This is a genomic window from Sciscionella sediminilitoris (genome assembly GCF_000737195.2).
GTDB classification, from domain to species: Bacteria; Actinomycetota; Actinomycetes; order Mycobacteriales; family Pseudonocardiaceae; genus Sciscionella; species Sciscionella sediminilitoris.
The window spans coordinates 1-22,308 of sequence record NZ_JALM01000074.1 but is presented as its reverse complement, the minus strand read 5'-3'; the positions used below and the strand labels follow the sequence as shown (position 1 = coordinate 22,308).

Sequence of the window (22,308 nt, the reverse complement as noted above, 5' to 3'; positions counted from 1 at the left end):
GAACGGTGATCCTTGACTTTATTGGCACCGATGTCAGACGATGATCGGCATGGCGCGTCCGAGCAACAAACCGGTGCGCCGCGAGCAACTGGTCAGCGCCGCGACGCGAGCGATCGGCCGGCGCGGTCTTTCCGGGCTGCGCGTCGCCGATGTCGCGGAACAGGCCGGAGTGGTTCGCGGCTCGGTGCACTATCACTTTCCCGATCTCGCGGAGCTGCTGCAGGAGGTCTACCGGCAGGCGGTGGAACGGTTCTGTACCAACAGGATCGAATTGGCCGAGACCTTCGAGGACGCACGTGACAAGCTGGTCGCCGTCGCCCGTGGCGGGATCCCGTGGAGCGCCGATGACGAACTGGTCAGCGTGCTCTACGAGTTCACCGCGACCGGGAGGCAGGATCCGGTGCACGCGGTGGTCTCGGAGAGCCTGTTCGAGCGGCAGGCGATGATGTACACCGCGATCCTGGAAATCGGGCGGGTGCAAGGGTATTTCGCGCGCAGCGGCTCCGCCAAGGACATCGCGGCGAACCTCGTCTGCCTGGAGAACGGGTACGGCCTGGAGATCTTCTCGCGCAACGCCGCCGTCAGCCCGGAACGGGCCTTCGGCCTGATCCTGTCCTATGCGCGGGATGCCACCGGATGCGCGGAGCTGTTCCCCGAACGGGTATCCCACGAGAAAGGTGACCGGTAATGACGCGGACTCGCACGCCGGACGGGAATCCGAGGGCCCGCGCGCTCGATATCCGGTTGGACGGCGAGCCGGGAACGTGGAACGCCATCACCGATGTTCCCGGGGTCGAGCTCGGCTACCGCACCCTGGTCGAGGGGGAAGGCCCGCTGGTGCCCGGTTCGGGGCCGGTGCGCACCGGGGTGACCGCCATCCTGCCGCGCGGCCGGGACCAGGTCGGCACCCCGTGTGCCGCGGGCCGGTACTCGCTCAACGGCAACGGCGAGATGACCGGGACCGCGTGGATCGACGAAACCGGATCACTGACCCTGCCGGTCACCCTCACCAACACGCACGCCGTGGGGACCGTGCACCGGGGTGTCATCGACTGGGTGGCGCGCGAGCATCCCGGGATCGCCCGGGAATGGCTGCTTCCCGTCGTCGCCGAGACCTGGGACGGCTACCTCAACGACATCAACGGCGCCCACGTGCGGACCGAACACGTCGCCGAGGCCATCGCATCCGCCGCAACCGGCCCCTTCGCCGAGGGATCCGTCGGCGGCGGGACCGGAATGTGTTGCTACGGCTTCAAAGGCGGCAGCGGAACCGCCTCCCGTACCGTTCGCCACCACGGCGACAGCTACACCCTCGGCGTGTTCGTGCAGGCCAACTTCGGCGCCCGCCGCGAACTCACCGTCGCCGGAACCCCCGTCGGGAGCCGGCTGCTCGACGACAACCCCATGGAAGACAACGAATGGCTCGCCACCCCGGGGGCCGGTTCGGTCATCGTCATCCTGGCCACCGACGCGCCACTGCTTCCCGGACAGTGCACCGCGCTCGCCAGGCGGATCCCGCTCGGCCTCGCACGCACCGGAACCTCCGGCGGGCACTTCTCCGGAGACCTGTTCCTCGCCTTCTCCACCGCCAATCCCGGTACCCTCACCAGCAGCATGACCGGTACCGCGGCCTACGAACAGCTGCGCTTCATCCCGTGGGGGAGCGTGGATCCGTTCTACACCGCGACCGTGCAGGCGACCGAGGAAGCCGTGCTGAACGCGCTGATCGCGAATGCCGAGATGACCGGCCGCGATGGTCACCGGATCCCCGCGCTGCCCCACAACCGGCTCGCGAAGCTGCTCGGTGCGGCGGTCAGCTGACCGCCGCGCGGTGTTTTTCCGGTAACTCGGCAGCCGTCCGGTCCTGCCGCGGGCCTTTCTCCGTACCGAGCAGGCCGTAGCTCGCACCGACGAGCAGTCCGCCGCCCACGAGGTTGCCGAGGCCGACGAACAGCAGGTTGTTCGCGAACGTGCCGAGGGTGGCCCCGTTCGCCCCGTCGAACATCCCGAGGGAGAACACGGTCATGTTCGCGACGACGTGTTCGAACCCAGAGGTGATGAACGCGAGCAGGCACCAGAAGATCAACGCGAGTTTCGCCCCGTCGGACCGGGTGCGTGCGGCGGTCCACACGGCGAGGCAGACGAGGAAGTTGCACAGCACGCCACGCAGGAACAGCGCTCCGGCCGATTCGGCCGCTTTCGCCTTCACCAGTCCGGCGAGCATCGCGGCCGAGGTGGTCCCGCCTGCGGTGAGCACACCGCTGGCGTGCACGAGCCAGGCGAACAGGACCGATCCGATCAGGTTTCCGAGGAAGGCGAACAGGATCACGGCGATCCCGGCGGGAACCGAGGTGCGGCGCCCGGAGATGCCCTGCACCATGGTCATCATGTTCCCGGTGGACAGTTCGGCCCCGGCGAACACGACGAGGGTCAGCGCGACGCCGAACACGAGGCCCTGCACGAGTTTGGTCCAGGGGGAGTGTGCCGCGTTGAGCGCCCCGGCCGCGGTGCACATCAGCACGACGGCCACGCCGATATAGGCCCCGGCCAGCATGGCCGAGACGAGATAACGGCCCGGGCTGCGTAACGACGCCACCTTCGATTCGGCTGCCAGTGCCTGCGCGTGCAGGCCTTCGGCGATGGACAAGGGCATCGGCTCGACTCCTTCGCTGGATTCCTGGATCGGGCCCAGCGAACCTGCCCGGTGTTACCGGCCGATCACACCGCGATGACCGGCCGGTCAGTTCTCCCCGTGCGGCGAGGAGTCGCCCCGTGATACGGGCCGCGGTGTCTGTTCCGCGATCGTGCGCAGTGCCTCGACATGCCGGAGGAACCGGGCGCGTCCTTCCTCGGTGGACCGGACCGTGGTCTTGGGCACCCGGCCGAAATACGTGCGGCGCTGCTCGACCTGTCCGTCGTTCTTGAGCGTGGTCAACTGCTTGGACAGCGCGGAATCCGATAGCGAAACGGAGTCCCGCAGGAAGGCGAAATCGCACCAGTCCACCGAACCGAGCACCGACATGATCGCCAGCCGGGTCGGATCCGAGAGCAGACGGTCCAGTCCCGGTGTCCGTCCGGGGGAGGCCGTCATCGGGCCGCCGGTCGCGCGGACCGTGTGCGCAGCGACTGCCCGAGTGCGAACAGCGCGGTGAACACCACTCCGCACAACACCCCGATCACCGTGTTCGGATAGCCGGGAAGGCCAACCGTGTTCGCGATCGTGTGCGCGAAACCCGTGCCATAGCGGAGAAGCAGCCATGTGACGGCGGCATCGGCGAACACCGCCAGTCCGAAAACCCTTGGCAGTAACGATTTTCGCGATTCGACACCGCGAATCCGGCTCAACGGGGCCGATCGGAGGATGAACCCGGCCACCAGTACCACGACGAGTGCCGCCAGCACGAAGACCGCGATCAGCTTGCTGCCGTTCACGCTCACGAAATCATTGCTGGCCCCGCCCGCCACGGCGAGTACGAACATCGCCGCGTACACCCACCAGGGCAGGCGGGCCGCCCGCTGGGCACGATCCTGTTGCGCCTCGGCGATCGCCAAGGCTTCCGCCGCCTGTCGTTCGTCCATCACAGCTCCCTCGACTACTTGCCTACATGGAATATAGTCACTGTTTTCCGATTGGGCAAGTAGTCGAGAGTCGGCGGAATCGCCTGCCGTCCGGCCATGCTTCCGTGCGACCATGCGGTCATGGTCGAGTGCGTTCGGTTCGCCCCGGAACACCTCGAGGGGGTGCTCCGGCTGTGTATCGCCGAGGAATGGCCGTCGTTCCCGGCGGATCCGGAGCGTGCCCTGCGTATCCTCACGGCGCCGGGGGTGACCACGGTGGTGGCGGTCGAGGACGGAAATGTCCTCGGCTTCGCGGAACTGTTCAGCGACGGCGAACTGCAGGCGTACCTCGCCACGATGGCGGTGGATGCCGCGCGCCGTGGTGCGGGCATCGGTCGTGCCCTGGTGCGCGCGGCGCTGGGCCTGGCGGGTGCCGAGCGCGTGGACCTGCTGAGCGAGGACCACGCGGTCGACTTCTACCGGACGTTTCCGATGTTCGAGAAGCCGGGATTCCGGCTGTACCCGTTCCACCGGAGCCCGGACGAACAGTTCTGAACGGGCGGGCCGCTCAGTTCAGGGCGGCGGAGAGCTGGACGCTGCGGGCGGTGATCGCCTCCATGTCGCCGGGCACCCCGGGTTTCCACGGCGGCACCAGCGGATCCCGCTCCGTATCGGTGTAGCGCGGGATCACGTGCAGGTGGAAGTGGAACACGCTCTGCCAGGCCTCGGTGCCGCAGCAGTTGATCAGGTTCACCCCGTCCGCGCCGAACGTGCCGATCACGGCCTTGGCGATCCGCTGCGCGGTGAGCGTGACGGCGGTCAGGTCCTCGGCGGCGATCTCGAGCAGGTCCTTGCTGTGCCGCTTGGGGATGACCAGCAGGTGCCCGTCGGTACCGGGATTGCGGTCCATGAAGGCGTAGGTCGAGTCGTCCTCGGTCACTCGCGCATGCGGGACATCGCCGGTCACGACGCCGCAGAACAGGCAGTCAGCACTCATGGCAGCCGAGCATAGTGCCCGTGGGGCCGCGCGATGATGCCGGTGATCCTCCCCGGTGCAGGTGATGCGGGAACCGGGTCGTGCGGCCGGAACCGTTTCGGCCGTGTCTCCCGGTGGTGACTGTGGTAGACATTTCGATAGTCAACAGCGTAGACACGCGGTTATCGGAAGAGGTGGGGCAATGGCACCGGCGAAAGGGCGGTCTGGTTCGCGCCCCCGACGTCCGCGGGACAGCCTGAGCCGGGAGAAGATCCTGGCCGTGGCCGAGGAACTGGCCGCGGAGGGAGGGTTCTCGGCGCTGACCTTCCAGGCGATCGGGGACAAGCTGCGGGCCCACCCGACCTCGATCTACCGGCATTTCCGGGACAAGGACGAGCTGCTGCTCGAACTGGTCGATTCGCTGCGCGCCCGGTCGTATTTCCACGATCTGGTGGCCAGCGATGACTGGCTGGACGATATTCGCCGGACAGGTCAGCTGATCCGGGCGCATTATCTGCGTTATCCCGCGTTCGCACTGGAGATGGCGATGCGCACGACCCGGCGTCCCACGGAGTTCCACAACGTGGAGTTCACCCTGGACGCGTTGCGCCGCGGCGGGATCCCGGACGAGGAAGCGGTGGTGCTGATGCGGGCGATGGGGAACTTTCTGCGCTCGATCGCGAGCGCGGAGGCCGCTTACCGGGCGATGGACGAATCGTTGCGCCAGCGGGACGAAGTGGCCTGGCAGCTGGAGTACCGGCAACTCGATCCGGGGGAATATCCGAACATCACCCGGGTCGCGGACAAACTGCTGAATCTGGGGGATCCGATGGGCTTCGAGACCGCGCTGGAACTGATGCTGGAAGGGATCGCCGCGCACGCTCGCGCGGCGACCGGGCAGTCAGCCGACTGATTCGCGCAGCGCCGCCAGCATTCCGGCGATGAGCCGGGCGCGTCCGGGCAGCGCGGGTACATCGATCCATTCGTGCTCGGCGTGCGCACCGTCGCCGAGCGCGCCGAGCCCGTCGAGCGTCGGGATGCCGAGCGCGCTGGTGAAATTGCCGTCCGAGGCGCCGCCCACGTGCGCCTCCTCGACCGGATCGAGGCCGAGTTCGGCCGCCACGGAGCGGGCCAGTTCGAGCAGTTTCCCGGTGTGCCCCGGTTCCAGGGGATAGCGGTTGACCCCGCCGCGCACCTCGAGCGCGATCTCGGCGTTTTCCGGTGCCAGTCCCCGTATTTCGGCGTCCACCCGGTCCAGTTCGCTCGCCGTCCAGCCACGCACGTCCACGTCGAGTGTCGCCTGCGCGGCGACGGCGTTGACGGCGGTGCCCGCGTGGGCCACGGTCGGGGTGACCGTCGTCCGGTGTCCGGTGTCCGCGAGCCCTTCGATACGCGGAACCAGCCGCGCGAGTTCACTGAGCGCGTTGATCCCAGCCTCCGGCTCGAGCCCGGCGTGCGCGGCCCGGCCGGTGAGGTGCACCCGGTAGATCCCCGCGCCCTTGCGTGCGGTCTTGACCGCGCCGTGCTGGCTCGGCTCCAGCAGCAGCACCGCATCGTAGTCGGCGGCCACCCGCTCGATGAGCGCGCGCGAGGTCACCGATCCCTGCTCCTCGTCGCTGGTGACCAGGAAACCGACGTGCCCGGTGTGCTCGGTGATCTCCAGCGCCTCGACTCCCAGCACCAGCCCGGTCTTCATGTCGAAGATCCCCGGACCGGTGCCTCGTCCATTGTGGACGGTGAAGGGCAGCCGTTCCAGGGTGCCCAGCGGCCACACGGTGTCCACGTGACAGAGCAGCAGCACCTTCGGATCATCGGCCTGCCACAACAGATGCGGGACCCCGTCCTGCTCGAACACGGTGCCCGCCGAGCCGAGAACCGGTGTCAGCCATTGCCGCAGCAGGCTGAAGCAGGCGCGCACGCCCTCTGTGTGCCCGGTCGGTGTCTCGATCCCGACCAGCTCGCCGATCCTGCGCACCATCCGCTCCGGATCGAGGTCCGCGGGCCTGATCCGCTCCCTCCAGGAATGCTCCGCGCTGCTCGCCACAACCGTCCTCCGCCCTGATCAGAACCATAGTCAATGTCGTTGACTATGGCATCCGGAAGGCGCTTCGGGCAAGCATCAGCACTGTTCGTAGCGCTGATCACCGTTGTCAGTAGTCATGACTATAAAGTTGTCTACCAGGGTTGCTGTTTTGCTCGCGAATGGCCACACTGAGCCGATCGACAGCTCAGGCGAGCCGACCCGAGAGGCCCTCAACGATGAGTATCAGCACCGGGAGTCCCCGTTCGGTGGTCCGCAGGCTGGCGTGCCTTTCCGTCGCGGGACTGCTGTTCGGCCTCGCCGGATGCGCGGGCGGCGCGACCGCGGGCTACCGGGAACCACCGCCGAAGCAGGTGCGAACCGGTGGCAGCCTGGTCATCGGTTCCGAGCAGGAACCCGGTTGCGCCGACTGGATCGGCAGCTGCTCGGGATCCATTTTCGGCACCTATGTCATGCAGGTGCAGACGATGCCCGCGGTGTTCCAGTACCGGCCGGTGAACGGGGGCTGGCGCCCGGTTGCCACGGATCTGATGGCGGCCGAACCGAGCACGACGGTGGTCGGCGGGAAACAGCGGATCGTCTACCGCTTCAACCCGAAAGCCGTGTGGTCGGACGGGGTTCCGATCGGTTCGGCGGATCTCAAGTACACCGCGCTGCAGGTCCGGGACGGCGAGGACATCCTGGACAAGACCGGGTACTCGCTGATCGAGTCGGTGTCCACACCGGACGCCGAGACCGCGGTCGTCACGCTGAAACGGCCCTATGTGGACTGGAAAGCGCTCTTCAGCGGATTCGGGAACGTGCTGCCGGAACATCTGCTCGCCGGGCGGGACCGGGACAAGGCGATGCGGGACGGCTACAGCTGGAGCGGCGGGCCGTGGAAGATCGCCGCGTGGAAACGGGGTTCCTCGGTGACCTTGGTGCCGAACGACCGGTACTGGGGCAAGCGCCCGAAACTCGACAAGGTCACCTTCGAATTCACCGCGAACACCTCCTCGCAGTTCCTCGCCTTCCGCAGCGGCCAGCTCGACGCCATCTACCCGTCACCGCAGCTGGAGGCGATCAACGAGGTCGAGGAGGGGATGCCGAACGCCCGGCTGGCGCTCGAGGCCAGGACCACGAACGTCGAAGCGCTCTGGCTCAACAACGCGGCATTCCCGTTCGACAGCCTCGCGGTGCGCAAGGCGTTCGGCCACGCGGTCGATCGTCGGGCGCTCGTCACCCGGCTGTACGGAAAGCTCGGGGTGCGGAAACCGGTGCAGACGTTCTGGCCGGGCAACAATGCCGAGTTCGGTGGCGACTCCTTCGACCGGTACCGGCGGGATCTCGCCGAGGTGGACCGGCTCATGCACGCCGACGGATGGGTCAAGAACGATCGCGGAATCTGGGCCAAACACGGCCGCGAGGCCCGATTCACCCTCGTCTCGCTTTCCGGTGACACCCGGCGCCTGCTCGAACAGCAGATCATCCAGAGTCAGGTCAGGCAGGCGGGTTTCGAGATGACGATCGACAACAAGACGCCCAGCGAACTGTTCAGCAACACCGCGCCCAAGGGCGCGTTCCAGGCGGGACTGTGGACGCTGATCGCCACCAATCCCACCGACACCTTCCAGAGCGACCGGATCCCCAGCAAGGCCAACGGCGAGGCCGGGCTGAACTTCATGCGGGTGCGGGACGCCCGGGTGGACGAACTGCTCGGCAAGGTCGACAGCACGCTCGATCCGGTGCGGCGCAAGGAATACAGCAAGCAGGCGGATGCGGCACTCGCCGACGGCGCGGTCTCCCTTCCGCTCGACGATGTGCCGAGCATCCTGCTCACCAACAGAAAGATCGGTGGTCCGGTCAGCATCAATCCGGTCGAGGGGCCGTTCTGGAACCTCAACGAGTGGGGACTGACCGAGGGCTGAGGCACACATGCTGAAATTCGCGGCGAAACGGTTCGCCTATTCGCTCATCGTCGTGCTCATCGCCTCGTTCATTCTGTTCTGGGCGGTGCGCGAGACCTTCGATCCGCTCGCCAAGGTCCGGTTGAGTCACGACCCGGGCGCGATCGCCAGGGAGACGAAACGGCTCGGGCTCGATCAGTCGATCGTGGCGCAGTACTTCACCTGGCTCGGCCGGTTCCTCACCGGGGACTGGGGAGTCAGCTCGGCCACGAACGAGCCGGTGTTCTCGGTGATCGGCCGGGCGCTCGGCACCACGGCACAGCTGCTGCTCTGGGGCCTGCTGCTCGCGGTCCTGGTCGCCGGGGCCGTCGGTGTGTACTCCGCCATCCGGCAGTATTCGATCGGCGATGTGGCATTGACCGGGCTCTCGTATCTCGGCCTCGCCATGCCCCCGTTCTGGTTCGGCCTGGTTCTGATCGCGGTCGTATCGCTTGCCCCGCAACAACTCTTCGGTTGGCAGGAGCCGCCCTTCTTCTTCGTGGGCCTGCATTCCCCGGACTCCTCCGGGATCGGTCTCGACTACTTCCGCCACCTGGTGCTTCCGGTGCTCACCTTCACCGCGCAGCTGATCGGCAACTGGAGCAGATACCTGCGCAGCTCCATGCTGGGTACCCTGCGCAGCGACTACGTCCGGACCGCGCGTGCCAAGGGAGTACCGCGCCGCCAGGTGATCCTGCGCCACGCGGTACGCAACAGCCTCGGCCCGTTCATCACCGTGGTCGCACTCGATGCCGGTCTGCTGTTCGGCGGTCTCGTGGTCACCGAGCAGGTGTTCGCCGTGGACGGCATGGGGCGGCTGTTCTTCAGCTCGATCCAGGCCGGCGACGCCTTCGTGCTCGTCCCCTGGATGGTCGTCGTCGCGCTCGCGGTGATCCTGTTCAACCTGCTCGCCGACTTCAGTTACGCGTGGCTCGACCCGAGAGTGAGGCTGCGATGAATCCGACGGGTACCGCCGCCCCGGAAACGGGGAACAAGCCGTCCGGCCGCGGGTTCCTGCGCCGGTTCCGGCGGCACCGGTTCGCCATGGCCGGTCTGGCCATCGTCCTGGTGCTCGCGTTCTGCTGCTATTTCGCGAACATCGTGGCACCGTTCGAGCAGAACGATCAGCACCTGCTGCTCGGGGCGAAGCCACCGTCCTGGCGGCACCTGCTCGGCACCGATCAGCTCGGCCGGGACTATCTGACCGAGATCCTGTACGCGGGCAGGCTTTCGCTGACCATCGGCCTCTCCGTGGCGGTACTGTCCACGGTGGTCGGTACCGTGCTCGGGGTCATCGCCGGATACGCGGGCCGCTGGATCGGCGAGGTGGTCATGCGGATCACCGACCTGTTCCTCGTGGTTCCCCCGCTGGCGGTGCTCGCCGTGGCGCTGCAGGGGCTCGGGCGCTCGTATCTGATCATCGTGCTGGTGCTCGCGGGAATCGGCTGGACGGTGATCGCGCGGGTGGTCCGTGGGGAGGTGCTGGCGCTGCGGGAACGCGCCTATGTGGACGCCGCCCTGGTGCTCGGTGCCTCGCATCTGCGGATCGTGCTGCGGCATCTGCTGCCCAATCTCGCCGGGGTCGCCGCGGTCAGCGTCTCGGTGAACGTCGCCACCTCGATCATCCTCGAATCGACGCTCAGTTTTCTCGGCTTCGGCGTTCGCCCGCCGCAGTCGAGCTGGGGCAACATGCTCAGTCAGGCTTCCGGATACGTCGGGACCCCGCAGGGATATCTGCTCTATTTCCCCGGACTCGCCATCCTGATCACCGTGCTCGCGGTCAGTTTCGTCGGCGACGGATTGCGCGATGCCTTCGATCCGAGGAGGAAACAGTGACCGCACAGGATCCGCCGCTGCTGGTGGTCGAAGACCTCAGCATCGCCTTCGACACCGAGGAGGGCACCGCGCGGGCGGTCGAGAACGTCTCGCTGCGCGTGGACAGCGGACAGGTGGTCGGCCTCGTCGGCGAATCCGGCTCGGGCAAGAGCGTGGTCTCCGCGGCGATACTCGGGCTGCTGCCGAACACCGCGCGGGTCACCGGCTCGGTCCGGTTCCAGGGGACCGAACTGCTTGGCCGCACCGAATCTCAACTGCGCGAACTGCGCGGCAACGAGATCGCGGTGGTGTTCCAGGACGCGCTCAGTGCGCTGAACCCGGTCCTGAAGGTCGGCGATCAGCTGGCCGAGGCGATCCGGGTGCACGACCGGAGCCTCCCCAAAAAACAACTGCACGAGCGGGTGGTGGAACTGCTCGATCTGGTCGGCATCTCCGCGCCCGAACAGCGCGCCGGGCTGTATCCGCACGAGTTCTCCGGCGGTATGCGGCAACGGGTGCTGATCGCCATGGGCATCGCCAACGAACCGCGGCTGCTGATCGCCGACGAACCGACCACCGCGCTCGATGTGACCGTGCAGGCACAGATACTCGAAGTGCTCGAGCGGATCCGGGACCGCACCAGCACCTCGATCCTGTTGATCACCCACGACCTCGGGGTGCTCGCCGGTCTCGCCGACCGCGTGGTGGTGATGTACGCGGGCAGCAAGGTGGAGGACGGCCCGGTCGAACCGATCTTCTACCGGACCGCGCACCCGTACACCAGGGGCCTGCTCGCCTCACTGCCCCGGGTGGACCGCAGGACCGACCGGACCAGCAGGCTCTACCGGATACCAGGGCAGCTGCCGAATCCGCACTCCCGCCCGGAGGGCTGTGTGTTCCATCCCCGTTGCCCGCACGCACAAGCCGGCCTGTGCGACCGCGAGCGACCGCAGCCGAGCGCGGTCGGGGACGGGCATGTCGCCGCCTGCCTGCGGATCGAGGAGATCGGATGACCGCGCCGGTACTGGAGATCCGCGACCTGGTGAAGGAATTCCCGTTGCGCGGCAAGGCGGGCCCCAAACAGACCGTGCACGCGGTGTCCGGCATCGATCTGACGGTGCGGCGCGGGCAGACGCTCGGTCTCGTCGGGGAGTCCGGCTGCGGAAAGAGCACCCTGGCCCGCTGTGCCGTGCGGCTGACCGAACCGAGCTCCGGGACCGTCGAACTCGGTGGCACGGACCTGTTCGCGATGAAGGGCCGCGCGCTGCGGGCGGCACGGCGACAGCTGCAGATGGTCTTCCAGGATCCGTTCACCACCCTGGATCCCACCATGACGATCGGCGGCATTCTGCGCGAACCGCTCGAGATCCACGGCATGCACCGGCGCCGCAGGGACGAGTACGTCCGCGAACTGCTCGATCGAGTGGGGCTCGATCCCGGCCACGCGCACCGGTATCCGCACGAGTTCTCCGGTGGCCAGCGTCAGCGGATCGGACTGGCCAGGGCGCTCGCCGTGGAACCGAGCGTGCTCGTGCTGGACGAACCGTTGTCCGCGCTGGACATCAGCGTCCAGTCCGGGGTGCTGAACCTGCTCGAGGATCTGCAGGAGGAATGCGACCTCGGCTACCTGCTGATCGCGCACGATCTCTCCGTCGTGCGGCACACCAGCACCGAGGTCGCGGTGATGTATCTCGGGCGGATCGTGGAACGCGGGCCGGTGGACGCGGTGTACGACGGCGCGCTGCATCCCTACACCCAGGCCCTGCTCTCGGCGGTGCCGGTGCCCGATCCGCGCGCCGAACGCCGCCGGGAACGCATCGTGCTCACCGGTGATGTCCCGCAGGCCACCGATCCGCCTTCGGGCTGCCGGTTCCGCACCCGGTGCTGGCTGGCCACCGAGATTTGCGCCAGCACGGTGCCCGAACTCGTCGAACACGACAGCGGCCATCGGGTCGCCTGCCACCATCCGCGAACGATTTCCAGCTAGGAGGACCACGATGGCAGATCAGCCGAACCGGTTCGCGAACCCGCATCTGCTGACCGCGCGCGCGAACAGGGGCAGCGCGGGCCGGACACTGCTGGTGTACCAGGGGGAGCAGCACGCAAGGGGTGTGGTCGCGGACCTGATGACCGGGGAACGGCCCGCCGAACTCGGTTTCCCGGTCTCCCCGGAGTCGATCCTCACCGCTGACGGTGCATGGCTGCTGCAGCTGGACGACGAAACCGGTTCCGAGCTCGGTCACCTGTGCGCGTTCCCGGTCTCCGGCGGGGAATCCGTCGATCTCACCCCGGAGCTGCCGCCCTATGTGGTGCGCGGGCTCGACGTCAGCGCGGACGGCGGCACGGTACTGCTGACCGCGGTGGACGAGGACGGCTTCCACCTGATCGTCATCCCGTTCCCCTGGGGACGGCCGAAGTGTGTCTACTCCTCGCCGAACGAGGCGTGGTGGGGCCGGATATCCGCGGATGGGACGCTGGCCTCGATCGACAGCACCGACCACGGTCCCGGGGTCCGCCGCACCGCGGTCACCGTGATCGACGTGGCGAAGGCCGAACCGATCGCGGTGCTCGACGATCTGCCGGACGGGCCGGTGCGGGCGTGCTGTTTCGCCGAACGCAGCGGCGATCCGCGGCTGCTGGTGACGACCGAACGGACCGGGTACGCGCGCCCCGCGGTGTGGAACCCGGTCACCGGGGAGCGCCGGGACTGCACGATTCCCGGATTCGGCGGGGAGGTCGTGCCCCTGGACTGGTGCGCGGCCACCGGCCGGATCCTCGCGGTACACGTGGATGAGGGAATCCACGTGATCGGCGAGATCGACATCGAATCCGGCGAGCACACCGTGCTGACCGCGCGGGACGGCAGCTATATGCAACCGGATGTGGCCGGAACCTTCCCGTTCACGGTGCGATCCTGGTACCTCGCGGACGGTTCGGTGGTGCTCGCGCGGTCCCGCTGGGATCTGCCGCTGCACCTGATCCGGGTGGCGGACGGCACCCACACGACGCTGCTCGAACCCGCCGAGGCGCCACGCGGGCAGCGGTTCGGCTCGCACCTGATCACCAGCAGGGACCGCACGAAACTTCAGTTGTGGGCGGCGTTCCCGGAACACACCGAACCGCGCGGCACCGTCCTTTCCGTGCACGGCGGGCCGAATCTGGTCACCGTGGACGGGTACTCGCCGGACGCGCAGTCCTGGCTGGATGCGGGGTTCGCCTACGCGGCGCTGAACTATCGCGGATCGGTGACCTTCGGCCAGCGCATCCGCGAGGGGTTCCTCGGGGCGCTCGGGGAACGCGAACTCGAGGACATCAAGGCCGCGATCGCCTGGCTGCGCGGCCGGGGCGCGGCCCGGCCGGAGTCCACGTTCATCACCGGCGCCTCGTATGGCGGATTCCTCACGCTGCTCTCGCTCGGCAGGCTGCCCCACCTGTTCGCGGGCGGGCTCGCGGAAGTGGCCATGGCCGACTGGAAAGCGGCCTACGACGACCAGAACGCGGCGCAGAACTACGTCTGGCAGCAGTGGCTCGGCGGCGAACCGGACGAGTTCGAGGACCGGATCCGGCGGTATTCCCCGATCACCTATGTCGAACGGGTCACCGGATCGGTATGGCTCAACCAAGGGGTGTACGACACCCGTACCCCGTCCGGGCAGGCGCAGAAATACGCCGACGCGCTCGCGGCCACCGGTGCGGATGTGGTCGTGGACTGGTTCGAGGCGGGCCACGAATACGAGTACAGCGTACTTGCCAGCGCGCAGGCGCACCGCCGCAAACTCGAGCTCGCCGAGCGGACCCTGCGCGGTCAGCCGTGGGCCGACCCGCGGTGAGACCGCGGCCGCGGCGGATATCGTGGCAGTGAACGGAAAACAGAGAGAGGAACCAGACGTTGACCGAATACCGGATCGCTTCCATCCCCGGCGACGGGATCGGCAAAGAGGTGGTGCCACTCGGCGAGCTGGTGCTGCGCACCGCCGCCGAGCGCTATGGGTTCACGCTGCGGTTCGACCGGTTCGATTTCGCCAGCTGTGACTACTATCTGGAACACGGCAGCATGCTTCCGGAGGACTGGAAGGACCGGATCGGTTCGCACGACGCGCTGTTCTTCGGCGCGGTCGGCTGGCCGGAGACCGTGCCGGACCACGTCTCGCTGTGGGGCTCGCTCGTGCAGTTCCGCCGCGAGTTCGACCAGTACGTCAGCCTGCGTCCGGTCAAGCTCATGCCCGGTGTGCGGGCCCCGGTGAACACCGCGGAGGAGATCGACTTCGTGGTCGTGCGGGAGAACACCGAGGGGGAGTACTCGCAGATCGGCGGGCGCATCTTCGCCGGAACCGAACGGGAGTTCGTCACCCAGGAAACGGTGCTGACCCGCATCGGCACGGACCGGATCCTGCGCTATGCCTTCGAACTCGCCGCCCGCCGCGCGACGCACCATGTCACCTCGGCGACGAAGTCCAACGGGATCTCCATCTCCATGCCGTACTGGGACGAACGGGCCGCGGCGATGGCCGCCGAATACCCGGATGTGGACTTCGACAAGTTCCACATCGACAACCTGGCCGCGCAGTTCGTGCTGCGCCCGGACTTCTTCGATGTGGTGGTCGCCTCCAATCTGTTCGGCGACATCCTCTCCGACCTCGGCCCCGCGCTGACCGGGACCATCGGCATCGCCCCCTCCGCGAACATCAATCCGGAACGCGGTTTCCCCTCGCTGTTCGAACCGGTGCACGGATCCGCCCCGGACATCGCGGGCAAGGGCATCGCCAATCCGGTCGGCCAGATCTGGGCGGCCTCGATGCTGCTCGATCACCTCGGCCAGCGGGAAGCGGGTGCCGCCGTGCTGCGGGCCATCGAGGAAGTGCTCGCCGATCCGGCACTGCGCACCCCGGACCTCGGTGGCGGGGCCAGCACGGAGGTGTGCGGGCAGGCGATCGCGGACGCCGTTCGGTGACCGAAATTCGCCGCGCGGACCGGGAAACGTTCCTTCCCGGGTGCACCGCTGAGGACGTCACCCTGGACACCGGCGTCACCCTCCGGGTGGCGACCGGGGGAGACGGTCCGCCGCTGCTGTTGCTGCACGGGCATCCGCAGACCCACGCCACCTGGCGGGAGGTGGCGCCGGAACTGGCACGGCACTACACGGTGATCGCCCCGGATCTGCGTGGCTACGGGGATTCCGGGAAACCGGCCAGTGATGCCGAGCACGCGCCGTACAGCAAACGTGCCATGGCCGCCGAACAGGTGGCGTTGATGCGCGCGCTCGGGCACACCGAATTCCCGGTGATCGGGCACGATCGGGGCGCGCGGGTCGCCCATCGGATGGCGCTCGATCACGAGGAAGCCGTGCAGCGCCTCGCGGTGCTCGACATCGCCCCGACCGCGACCATGTACCGGCGCACCGACCGGGCGTTCGCCACCAGCTACTTCTGGTGGTTCTTCCTCATTCAGCCCGCCCCGCTGCCGGAGACGATGATCGCCGGTGCCACCGAGGAATACCTGCTGGCCCATCTGCGCGGGCAGAGCGGCACCGAGGGAGTGCCCGCGCCGGAGCTCGTCGAGGAATACCTGCGCTGTTACCGGGATCCCGCCACGGTGCACGCGGTCTGCGAGGACTACCGCGCGGCGGCCGGGATCGACCTCGAACACGACGAGGCCGACCGGCGCGTCGGCAGGGTATTGCGCAGGCCGCTGCTCGCGCTGTGGGGCGAGCACGGCACCGTCGGCCGGTTGTACGACGTGCTCGACACCTGGCGGGAGGTGTCCGCGGCCGAGGTGACCGGGAGCTCCCTGCCGTGCGGGCATCTCGTTCAGGAGGAACGGCCCCGGGAGCTCACCGAACGACTGCTGGCCTTCCTGGCCGCGCGGTAGCCGGACCGGGCGTGATCACTGATCCGCGAGGAGGACGACCTTGCCGAACTTCCCGGGACCGCCGAGCCGGGCATAGGCGTCCGCACAGTGATCGAGGGAAAAGCTCGTGTCGACCGGGACCCGGAAACGTTCCCCAGCGAGCAGAGGGACGACGGAATCCCGGACGGTGGCGGCGAGCACGGCTTTCTCGGCGGGGGTACGGCCGCGGATGGTCGTGCCGATCAACCGGCCACGGGTGAGCATGAGGTCGAACATGCGCAGCGGGACCGTGGCCCCGGCCTGAACACCGACGATGACGATCCGCCCGCGGCGGCGCAGCAGTTCCACCCGGTTCAGGCAGTCCGGGCCGCCGACGAGTTCCACGATCACGTCGTACGGGCCGTGCTCCGCCTCCTCGTCCGGGGTGACGACATCGAGCCGGGTGCCTTCCGGGGCGAGCGCCCGCATCCGCTCGTGCAGCTCCGCGCGGCGCACGCTCGCGACGGTGTGCGCCCCGGACTGCGCGGCGACCTGCACCATGGCGGTACCCGCGCCCCCGGCCGCTCCGGTGATCAGCACCCGGTCGCCCGGGCGCACCTCGGCCAGTTCGACCAGGCTTTCCCAGGCGATGCTGAACGCCTCCGGGAAGCCCGCTGCCTCGGCCCAGGACAGGCCGGGCGGAACCGGGAGCAGCAGTTCGGCGGGAACGGCGATCCGTTCGGCGTGCCCGCCACCACCGACCAGCGCCATCACCGGGTCTCCCACGCCGGCTCCGGAGACGGCGCCGCCGATCGCCTCGACCACACCGGCCACCTCGAGGCCGGGCACATCGGCGGGCCAGCCGGGCGGCGCCGGATAGTCCCCGCGTGCCTGCTGCAGATCGGCGGCGTTCAGCCCGGCCGCCCTGATCCGCAGTACGACTTCTCCCGGTCCGGGCACCGGATCCGGCCGCTGTGCCAACCGGAACTGCCCGTTCGTATCGATCACCACCGCACGCACAGCCGGAGGTTACCGCTCACCGGAAACGGGCCCCGCATCGACTTGACGTGAAATCTTTACACCTTTCGGCGGGACTGGGATGAGCGGGAATTGCCTACCGTCGGAGTACCGGATACCGGATCGGCGGGGTGCCCCGCGGCGAGAGGAGACAACGATGTCAATCGGCCGGCGGACCTACGGACTCGCGGTGGCGCTCGTGCTGGCGGCCACCGGGATCACGGTGCCCATCGCGGAAGCGGCTCCCTCGGCACAGCAGGAACAGCAGGTCCGGGCGGGCTTCACCGACGACTTCGACGGACCGGCCGGGGCGGGAGCGGACGGCGCGAAGTGGCAGAACGAGACCGGGGACGGCGTCGACAACCACGAACGGCAGTGGTACACCTCCGGTACCGCCAACGCGGCCCTGGACGGCAAGGGAAATCTGGTCATCACCGCCAAAAAGGAGAATCCGGGCGGATACCAGTGCTGGTACGGCGCCTGTCAGTACACCTCGGCCCGGCTGAACACCGCGGGCAAGTTCACCATGAAATACGGGCATGCCGAGGCGCGGATGAAACTGCCGAGGGGACAGGGAATGTGGCCCGCGTTCTGGATGCTCGGCGAGGACATCGGTTCGGCGGGCTGGCCGAACTGCGGCGAGATCGACGTGATGGAGAACGTGGGCTTCGAACCCGGCTCGGTGCACGGCACCCTGCACGGCCCTGGCTACTCCGGGGACAAGGGGCTCACCAGCACCTACTCGCTGCCGAACGGGCAGGCGTTCGCCGACGACTTCCACACCTTCGCGGCGGACTGGTCCCCGGACGCGGTCACGTTCTCCGTGGACGGCAAGGCCTACGCCACGAAGACCAAGGCCGACGCGGGCGGCAACCGGTGGGTCTTCGACCACCCCTTCTACCTGATCCTGAACCTGGCCGTGGGCGGAAACTGGCCCGGTGACCCGGACGCGAACACCCGGTTCCCGCAACAGCTGGTCGTCGACTACGTGCACGTGAGCTGAGCCAATGGCCTTCCGGATTTCCCGGAGAATGGATATCCAGGACGGCCACTGCCGGGTGCGAGTATCGGGAGCATGCCTGACAACGAACTCGGCCAGCCGGTAGGGCAGCTCCTGCCCGGCTGGGTGCCGCGCCCCGCGCCCTCCGCCCCGGTCCTCAAGGGCCGCTACTGCCGGCTGGAACGGCTGGAAACCTCGCGGCACGCGGAGGAGCTGTTCGAGGCGGATCGCCGCGACACGACGGGGGAGAGCTGGACCTACCTGCCCTACGGCCCGTTCGGCACCCTCGCGGACTACCGGCGGTGGGTGGAAAGTGTCCAGGACGGCGAGGATCCGAGGTTCTACGCGATCGTGTCCACCGACCGGAAGGAGCCCCGTGCGGTCGGAGTGCTGAGCCTGTTGCGGATCCAGCCCGAGTCCGGCGTGATCGAGGTCGGCCACGTGCACTATTCCCCGCTGTTGCAACGGCAGCGCGCCGCCACCGAGGCGCAGTACCTGCTTGCCGCGTACCTGTTCGAGGAGCTGGGCTACCGGCGGTTCGAATGGAAATGCGATGCGCTCAACGCCGCATCCCGTGCCGCGGCACAGCGGCTCGGATTCTCCTACGAGGGCACCTTCCGGCAGGCGGTCGTGGTCAAGGGGCGCAACCGGGACACCGCCTGGTACTCGATGATCGACAGCGAATGGCCGGTGATCCGGGAGCGGTTCGATGCCTGGCTGCGTCCGGAAAACTTCACCGAAGACGGCCGCCAGCGATCCCCGCTGCGCCCGGCCTGATCCGGCCGAACCGCAGCCGGACGTCGTAGCTGGGCCGGTCTTCGCGGTGATCGGCGCGTTCGACCGAGTCGACGACGGCGATCTCCCGCGGGCCGGTCTGGTAGATGCTCGGCCAGAGCCCGTCGGACCACGGCAGGCCCTCGGTCAGCCGCCAGGTGGCGCCGTGGTCCTCGCTGATCGAGACACGGTGGCTGTTGGAGGTCAGCACCAGGCGGCCGTCGGCGAGGCCGGTGACGAACGGCCCGCTCCACTGGCCCTCCGGGCTGCCGTCTCCGGCGTAGCCGGGGGACCAGCTGCTGCCGTCCGGGGAGGTCTTGTAGTGGATGGCGCATTCACTGTCCACACCGCACACTTCGTAGACGAGGATGTAGCGCCCATCGCGCATCCGGGTCCACACCGGCATTCCCGGCCGGGCCGCGCCGCCACCCTGTTCGAAGACGGGCCAGGTTTCCGGTCCCCAGGTTCGGCCCGCGTCGGCGGAGACGCGCTGGGAGATCACCTGGCTGTATCCGGGGTGGGTTTCGTTGGCGTACATGACGGCGAGGCGACCGTCGGGCAAGAACGCCAGATGCGGTTCGTACAGGCCGTGGTGCAGTTCGCCGAGGGTGTCGTCGATCATGCCGAACCGCTGCCAGGAACGGCCTTCGTCGGTGCTGCGGTAGACCGGAAGCCGGTACGAGTGGCCCCAGATCACCGATCGGCAGGCCAGCAGGATCGTGCCGTCGGGCAGCCGGATCAGCTGCGGGTTGTCCAGGTCCCTGCCGGGATCGGTGATGGTGGCGAGCACCGGCCAGCTGCGCCCGCGGTCCCGGCTGCGGTGCACCCGGATGCGCAGTCCGCCTCCGGGATCGTGGGCGTAGGCGTTGGTCAGCGAGGCCTGGTTGGCCCCGAGCCAGCTGCCGTCGGGAAGGCGAAGCAACCGGCCGTACTGCGAACCGAGCACGCCCGGATCCCAGCCGCGCTGTGCCGAGGGCCCGTTGGCGGTGAACCGCGGTACCTCGTCCAGTACGGCGGTTCCGGACCAGTCGATCTCCGGTCCGGAAGCGGCGGCGGGAGCGGTCGCGCCCAGTGCCGCGGCGGCGCCTGCGGCGGCGGTTTTCAGGAACGCGCGCCGGTCCGGATACGGCATCGTCATCAGCTCCGATCCACGCGGTATGGCGCGAGATAGTTGCGCGGATCCCGTTTCCGCCGATAACCGTTGTGCGGCAAGGGAAGCGGATCCTCGGTGCGCAGCATCCAGAGCACGAGTTCGCGCAACAGTTCCGTCAGCATCCCCGGGTGTTCGGCGGAGACGTCGCGCAGCTCGCCGGGATCCTCCGGCAGGTGGTGCAACCGGCAGGATCCGGCACCGTCCACGACGAGTTTCCAGTCGCCGCACCGGATCGCCCGCCTGCTGCCGCTCTGGGTGACCGCGTTGAGTTCGTCGAAGGTGGACCAGCCGTCCGCGCCGCCGAGACCGGGCAGCGGTTCGGGTACGTCCTCGGCCTCGTAGGGCAGTCCGCCGATGCCCTGTTCGACGTAGGCGCTGGCGAATTCCGCGGCCGGATAGTCCGCGCCGCGCAGCATCGGCCACAGGCTCCGGCCCTGCACGCCATCCGGTATCGGTTCGCCGATCGCCTCGCACACGGTGGGGAACACGTCGGCCAGTGAGACATGCGCGGGATGCGGGCCGCGCTGCGTGGCCACGCCGGGACCGTTCACCACGAACGGGACCCTGGTCAGCAGTTCGGGCAGCTCGGCGCCCTTGCGCAGCAGTCCGTACTCCCCGACGTAGTCACCGTGATCGGAGGTGATGAACAGCAGGGTGTCCGCCCGCAACCCGCGCTGGTCGAGGAACGTGACGAAGCGCCGGATCTGATCGTCGATCAGCCGCAGCATGCCGCAGTAGTTCGCGCGCGCCCGGTCGATGCTCGCCGCGTACCCGGGATCCCCGGTTTCCCCGAGCGTGCGCAGATAGCGCCAGGCGAACGGCTGCTCGCGCAGCGCTTCCGGGCCGTAGCGGACCGGCGGCAGCTGTTCGGGCGGGAACATCGAGAAGTACGGTTCGGGAACCTGATAGGGATTGTGCGGTTCCGGGAAGGAGAGCCAGAGAAAGAACGGCTGCCCGGAAAGCGAGTCGAGCCACCGCTGCGCATCCGAGACGATCCGGTGTGGACACTGGAGTTCGAGCGGGAACGGGGTCGGCTCGGGATGGGTGCGGTGCCGCAGGTGCAGCAGCCACTCGTCGAACTCCCGCTCCCGTGCGGTACCCGGGTCCACCGCGCCGACATGGCTGTAGTCCGCGAAGTGGTCCAGATCGGCGGCTCGCAGATAGCTGTGGTTCTTGCCGGACAGACCGGTGGCATAGCCCGAATCGCGCAGCAGTCCGGGAAGATCCGCCGCGAACACGGCCTCGTGCGCCGCGGGGTTCTCCCGGACCCGGTGCGCGCTCGGATACCGTCCGGTGAGCAGGCTGGTCCGCGCCGGGCAGCACAGCGGGGAGGTGGTGTGCGCGCGGTCGAACCACGTCCCCTCCCCGGCGAGCTCGTCGGTGAACGGGGTCGTGTCGAGCGGAAACCCTTCGCGCGCACAGAGATCCGCGCGCTGCTGGTCCGCCATGATCACCACGATGTTCGGTTGTCCGGTCATGCGGACTCCTCGGGTACCGCCCGGTGCCGGGTTTCCCGGTTCTCGGTTCCGCCCGCCCGGCGCAGCCCCGCGGTACAGGCGAAGGAAATGGCGGCGACGAGCAACAGGGCGGCGGCGACCAGCCAGGGACGCCCGTCGGAGACGAGCAGCAGGGAGGTCGCGGCCACCGGGGTGAGTCCGCCGACGACCGCGCTGAGCTGGTACACCAGCGAGATCGCGGTGTACCGGACCTGCGGCGGGAAAGTCTCGGTCATCAGGGTGCTCTGCACGGCGAACTCGGTGCCGCTGCCGATCGCCAGGCCCACGATCATCGCCAGCCAGATCAGCACCGTGCTGCCCGTGTCGAGCAGCAGGAAGAACGGGAAGGAGAACAGTCCGGTGATCGCCACCCCGATCAGGTACAGCCGTTTGCGCCCGATGCGGTCGGAATAGCGCCCGATCAGCGGCATGTAGACGATCTGCACCGCCATCGCCGCGGTGGTGGCGAACAGTCCGGTCGAGCGCGGCAGGCCGACCGTGTTGACGATGTAGGCGACGCCGATCGCGTTGTAGAGGTTGCCCGCGACGGCATCCACCACGCGCGAGCCGAAGGCCAGCACGAAATTCCGCCGGTACCGGCGGAGCACCTCGAGCAGCGGGAAGCGCGCGGTCGCGTCCCCGGCACGGACCGCGGCGAAATCGGCCGTCTCGGTCAGCGAGATCCGCACGTAGAGTCCGACGCCGAGCAGGATCGCGCTGAGCAGGA

The 22,308-nt window shown here is 68.4% G+C and carries 23 protein-coding genes; 14 read left to right on the top strand and 9 right to left on the bottom strand.

Features of this window, described 5'->3' with window-relative positions:
- Positions 1–49 precede the first annotated feature (49 nt).
- Together AD72_RS25620 and AD72_RS25615 are read left to right on the top strand one after the other, a co-directional pair.
- Positions 50–688, top strand: a complete 639-nt coding sequence (locus AD72_RS25620; protein ID WP_037347348.1) for a TetR/AcrR family transcriptional regulator — start codon at positions 50–52, stop codon at positions 686–688.
- Entirely contained in the window at positions 688–1,821 is a 1,134-nt protein-coding gene (locus AD72_RS25615) for a DmpA family aminopeptidase (RefSeq protein WP_031469141.1), read from the top strand. The genes AD72_RS25620 and AD72_RS25615 overlap by 1 nt, the downstream gene beginning before the upstream one ends.
- Here the strand turns inward: AD72_RS25615 and AD72_RS25610 are convergent.
- The 3 genes from AD72_RS25610 to AD72_RS25600 all read right to left on the bottom strand — a co-directional run bounded on the left by AD72_RS25610 (position 1,814) and on the right by AD72_RS25600 (position 3,579).
- Complete coding sequence (locus AD72_RS25610) at positions 1,814–2,653, bottom strand: formate/nitrite transporter family protein (RefSeq protein WP_051899016.1); 840 nt, start codon at positions 2,651–2,653, stop codon at positions 1,814–1,816. The two genes, AD72_RS25615 and AD72_RS25610, sit on opposite strands and share 8 nt — an antisense overlap.
- Before the next feature lie 87 nt (positions 2,654–2,740).
- The gene (locus AD72_RS25605) at positions 2,741–3,091 is read right to left on the bottom strand and encodes a winged helix-turn-helix domain-containing protein (RefSeq protein ID WP_031469139.1); all 351 of its coding nucleotides are present in this window, start codon (positions 3,089–3,091) and stop codon (positions 2,741–2,743) included.
- Positions 3,088–3,579 (bottom strand): hypothetical protein, encoded by a 492-nt coding sequence (locus tag AD72_RS25600; protein ID WP_031469138.1) that lies wholly within the window; start codon positions 3,577–3,579, stop codon positions 3,088–3,090. Before AD72_RS25600 ends, AD72_RS25605 begins: the two co-directional genes overlap by 4 nt.
- A 120-nt stretch (positions 3,580–3,699) precedes the next feature.
- Here AD72_RS25600 and AD72_RS25595 point away from each other — a divergent pair, with 120 nt between their 5' ends.
- On the top strand, positions 3,700–4,113 hold the full coding sequence (locus AD72_RS25595) for a GNAT family N-acetyltransferase (protein ID WP_082469172.1): 414 nt from the start codon (positions 3,700–3,702) through the stop codon (positions 4,111–4,113).
- Positions 4,114–4,126: 13 nt separating this feature from the next.
- Here AD72_RS25595 and AD72_RS25590 read toward each other — a convergent pair whose 3' ends face one another.
- A complete protein-coding gene (locus tag AD72_RS25590; RefSeq protein ID WP_031469136.1) occupies positions 4,127–4,555 on the bottom strand; it encodes an HIT family protein in 429 nt (142 codons plus the stop codon).
- 181 nt (positions 4,556–4,736) lie between these two features.
- Here AD72_RS25590 and AD72_RS25585 point away from each other — a divergent pair, with 181 nt between their 5' ends.
- A complete protein-coding gene (locus AD72_RS25585; RefSeq protein WP_031469135.1) occupies positions 4,737–5,447 on the top strand; it encodes a TetR/AcrR family transcriptional regulator in 711 nt (236 codons plus the stop codon).
- Here AD72_RS25585 and AD72_RS25580 read toward each other — a convergent pair.
- Positions 5,436–6,578: a M20/M25/M40 family metallo-hydrolase gene (locus AD72_RS25580; protein ID WP_082469166.1), complete on the bottom strand. Its 1,143-nt coding sequence runs from the start codon at positions 6,576–6,578 to the stop codon at positions 5,436–5,438. The two genes, AD72_RS25585 and AD72_RS25580, sit on opposite strands and share 12 nt — an antisense overlap.
- 215 nt (positions 6,579–6,793) lie before the next feature.
- On the opposite strand from AD72_RS25580, the gene AD72_RS25575 reads away from it, so the two are divergent.
- From AD72_RS25575 to AD72_RS25540, 8 genes are read left to right on the top strand one after another with little or no spacing between them, the layout of a single operon-like run.
- Positions 6,794–8,482 carry an ABC transporter substrate-binding protein gene (locus AD72_RS25575; protein ID WP_231644961.1) on the top strand — a complete coding sequence of 563 codons (1,689 nt, stop codon included), beginning with the start codon at positions 6,794–6,796 and terminating at the stop codon, positions 8,480–8,482.
- Between the two features lie 7 nt (positions 8,483–8,489).
- Positions 8,490–9,458 carry an ABC transporter permease gene (locus AD72_RS25570; RefSeq protein WP_031469132.1) on the top strand — a complete coding sequence of 323 codons (969 nt, stop codon included), beginning with the start codon at positions 8,490–8,492 and terminating at the stop codon, positions 9,456–9,458.
- Positions 9,455–10,336: an ABC transporter permease gene (locus AD72_RS25565; RefSeq protein WP_031469131.1), complete on the top strand. Its 882-nt coding sequence runs from the start codon at positions 9,455–9,457 to the stop codon at positions 10,334–10,336. The genes AD72_RS25570 and AD72_RS25565 overlap by 4 nt, the downstream gene beginning before the upstream one ends.
- Positions 10,333–11,328 carry an ABC transporter ATP-binding protein gene (locus tag AD72_RS25560; RefSeq protein ID WP_031469130.1) on the top strand — a complete coding sequence of 332 codons (996 nt, stop codon included), beginning with the start codon at positions 10,333–10,335 and terminating at the stop codon, positions 11,326–11,328. The genes AD72_RS25565 and AD72_RS25560 overlap by 4 nt, the downstream gene beginning before the upstream one ends.
- Positions 11,325–12,302 (top strand): ABC transporter ATP-binding protein, encoded by a 978-nt coding sequence (locus AD72_RS25555; RefSeq protein WP_031469129.1) that lies wholly within the window; start codon positions 11,325–11,327, stop codon positions 12,300–12,302. Before AD72_RS25560 ends, AD72_RS25555 begins: the two co-directional genes overlap by 4 nt.
- A gap of 10 nt (positions 12,303–12,312) precedes the next feature.
- Positions 12,313–14,145: a prolyl oligopeptidase family serine peptidase gene (locus AD72_RS25550; protein ID WP_051899014.1), complete on the top strand. Its 1,833-nt coding sequence runs from the start codon at positions 12,313–12,315 to the stop codon at positions 14,143–14,145.
- 59 nt (positions 14,146–14,204) lie between these two features.
- On the top strand, positions 14,205–15,266 hold the full coding sequence (locus AD72_RS25545) for a tartrate dehydrogenase (RefSeq protein WP_031469127.1): 1,062 nt from the start codon (positions 14,205–14,207) through the stop codon (positions 15,264–15,266).
- Entirely contained in the window at positions 15,263–16,183 is a 921-nt protein-coding gene (locus tag AD72_RS25540) for an alpha/beta fold hydrolase (RefSeq protein WP_031469126.1), read from the top strand. The genes AD72_RS25545 and AD72_RS25540 overlap by 4 nt, the downstream gene beginning before the upstream one ends.
- A gap of 15 nt (positions 16,184–16,198) precedes the next feature.
- Here the strand turns inward: AD72_RS25540 and AD72_RS25535 are convergent, their stop codons facing one another.
- Positions 16,199–17,161 carry an alcohol dehydrogenase catalytic domain-containing protein gene (locus AD72_RS25535; protein WP_031469125.1) on the bottom strand — a complete coding sequence of 321 codons (963 nt, stop codon included), beginning with the start codon at positions 17,159–17,161 and terminating at the stop codon, positions 16,199–16,201.
- 154 nt (positions 17,162–17,315) lie between these two features.
- Here AD72_RS25535 and AD72_RS25530 point away from each other — a divergent pair, with 154 nt between their 5' ends.
- Together AD72_RS25530 and AD72_RS25525 are read left to right on the top strand one after the other, a co-directional pair.
- Positions 17,316–18,161 carry a glycoside hydrolase family 16 protein gene (locus AD72_RS25530; protein WP_031469124.1) on the top strand — a complete coding sequence of 282 codons (846 nt, stop codon included), beginning with the start codon at positions 17,316–17,318 and terminating at the stop codon, positions 18,159–18,161.
- Between the two features lie 72 nt (positions 18,162–18,233).
- The gene (locus AD72_RS25525) at positions 18,234–18,935 is read left to right on the top strand and encodes a GNAT family N-acetyltransferase (RefSeq protein ID WP_031469123.1); all 702 of its coding nucleotides are present in this window, start codon (positions 18,234–18,236) and stop codon (positions 18,933–18,935) included.
- On the opposite strand, the gene AD72_RS25520 is transcribed toward AD72_RS25525, so the two are convergent.
- The 3 genes from AD72_RS25520 to AD72_RS25510 form a co-directional block, all read right to left on the bottom strand.
- Complete coding sequence (locus AD72_RS25520) at positions 18,892–20,070, bottom strand: exo-alpha-sialidase (protein WP_051899013.1); 1,179 nt, start codon at positions 20,068–20,070, stop codon at positions 18,892–18,894. The genes AD72_RS25525 and AD72_RS25520 overlap by 44 nt on opposite strands.
- Positions 20,070–21,563, bottom strand: a complete 1,494-nt coding sequence (locus AD72_RS25515) for a sulfatase family protein (RefSeq protein ID WP_051899012.1) — start codon at positions 21,561–21,563, stop codon at positions 20,070–20,072. Before AD72_RS25515 ends, AD72_RS25520 begins: the two co-directional genes overlap by 1 nt.
- Positions 21,560–22,308, bottom strand: a 749-nt coding sequence (locus AD72_RS25510) for an MFS transporter (protein WP_037347318.1), incomplete at its 5' end; no start/stop codon positions are given. The genes AD72_RS25510 and AD72_RS25515, both read right to left, overlap by 4 nt.

Bases quoted from the DNA above. Each gene is read 5' to 3' on its own strand.
- AD72_RS25615 (WP_031469141.1), top strand. From the start codon at position 688: ATGACGCGGACTCGCACGCCGGACGGGAATCCGAGGGCCCGCGCGCTC.
- AD72_RS25585 (WP_031469135.1), top strand. From the start codon at position 4,737: ATGGCACCGGCGAAAGGGCGGTCTGGTTCGCGCCCCCGACGTCCGCGG.
- AD72_RS25605 (WP_031469139.1), bottom strand. From the start codon at position 3,091: ATGACGGCCTCCCCCGGACGGACACCGGGACTGGACCGTCTGCTCTCG.
- AD72_RS25610 (WP_051899016.1), bottom strand. From the start codon at position 2,653: ATGCCCTTGTCCATCGCCGAAGGCCTGCACGCGCAGGCACTGGCAGCC.
- AD72_RS25590 (WP_031469136.1), bottom strand. From the start codon at position 4,555: ATGAGTGCTGACTGCCTGTTCTGCGGCGTCGTGACCGGCGATGTCCCG.
- AD72_RS25550 (WP_051899014.1), top strand. From the start codon at position 12,313: ATGGCAGATCAGCCGAACCGGTTCGCGAACCCGCATCTGCTGACCGCG.
- AD72_RS25575 (WP_231644961.1), top strand. From the start codon at position 6,794: ATGAGTATCAGCACCGGGAGTCCCCGTTCGGTGGTCCGCAGGCTGGCG.
- AD72_RS25515 (WP_051899012.1), bottom strand. From the start codon at position 21,563: ATGACCGGACAACCGAACATCGTGGTGATCATGGCGGACCAGCAGCGC.
- AD72_RS25565 (WP_031469131.1), top strand. From the start codon at position 9,455: ATGAATCCGACGGGTACCGCCGCCCCGGAAACGGGGAACAAGCCGTCC.
- AD72_RS25555 (WP_031469129.1), top strand. From the start codon at position 11,325: ATGACCGCGCCGGTACTGGAGATCCGCGACCTGGTGAAGGAATTCCCG.
- AD72_RS25620 (WP_037347348.1), top strand. From the start codon at position 50: ATGGCGCGTCCGAGCAACAAACCGGTGCGCCGCGAGCAACTGGTCAGC.
- AD72_RS25595 (WP_082469172.1), top strand. From the start codon at position 3,700: ATGGTCGAGTGCGTTCGGTTCGCCCCGGAACACCTCGAGGGGGTGCTC.
- AD72_RS25525 (WP_031469123.1), top strand. From the start codon at position 18,234: ATGCCTGACAACGAACTCGGCCAGCCGGTAGGGCAGCTCCTGCCCGGC.
- AD72_RS25570 (WP_031469132.1), top strand. From the start codon at position 8,490: ATGCTGAAATTCGCGGCGAAACGGTTCGCCTATTCGCTCATCGTCGTG.
- AD72_RS25530 (WP_031469124.1), top strand. From the start codon at position 17,316: ATGTCAATCGGCCGGCGGACCTACGGACTCGCGGTGGCGCTCGTGCTG.
- AD72_RS25520 (WP_051899013.1), bottom strand. From the start codon at position 20,070: ATGACGATGCCGTATCCGGACCGGCGCGCGTTCCTGAAAACCGCCGCC.
- AD72_RS25600 (WP_031469138.1), bottom strand. From the start codon at position 3,579: ATGGACGAACGACAGGCGGCGGAAGCCTTGGCGATCGCCGAGGCGCAA.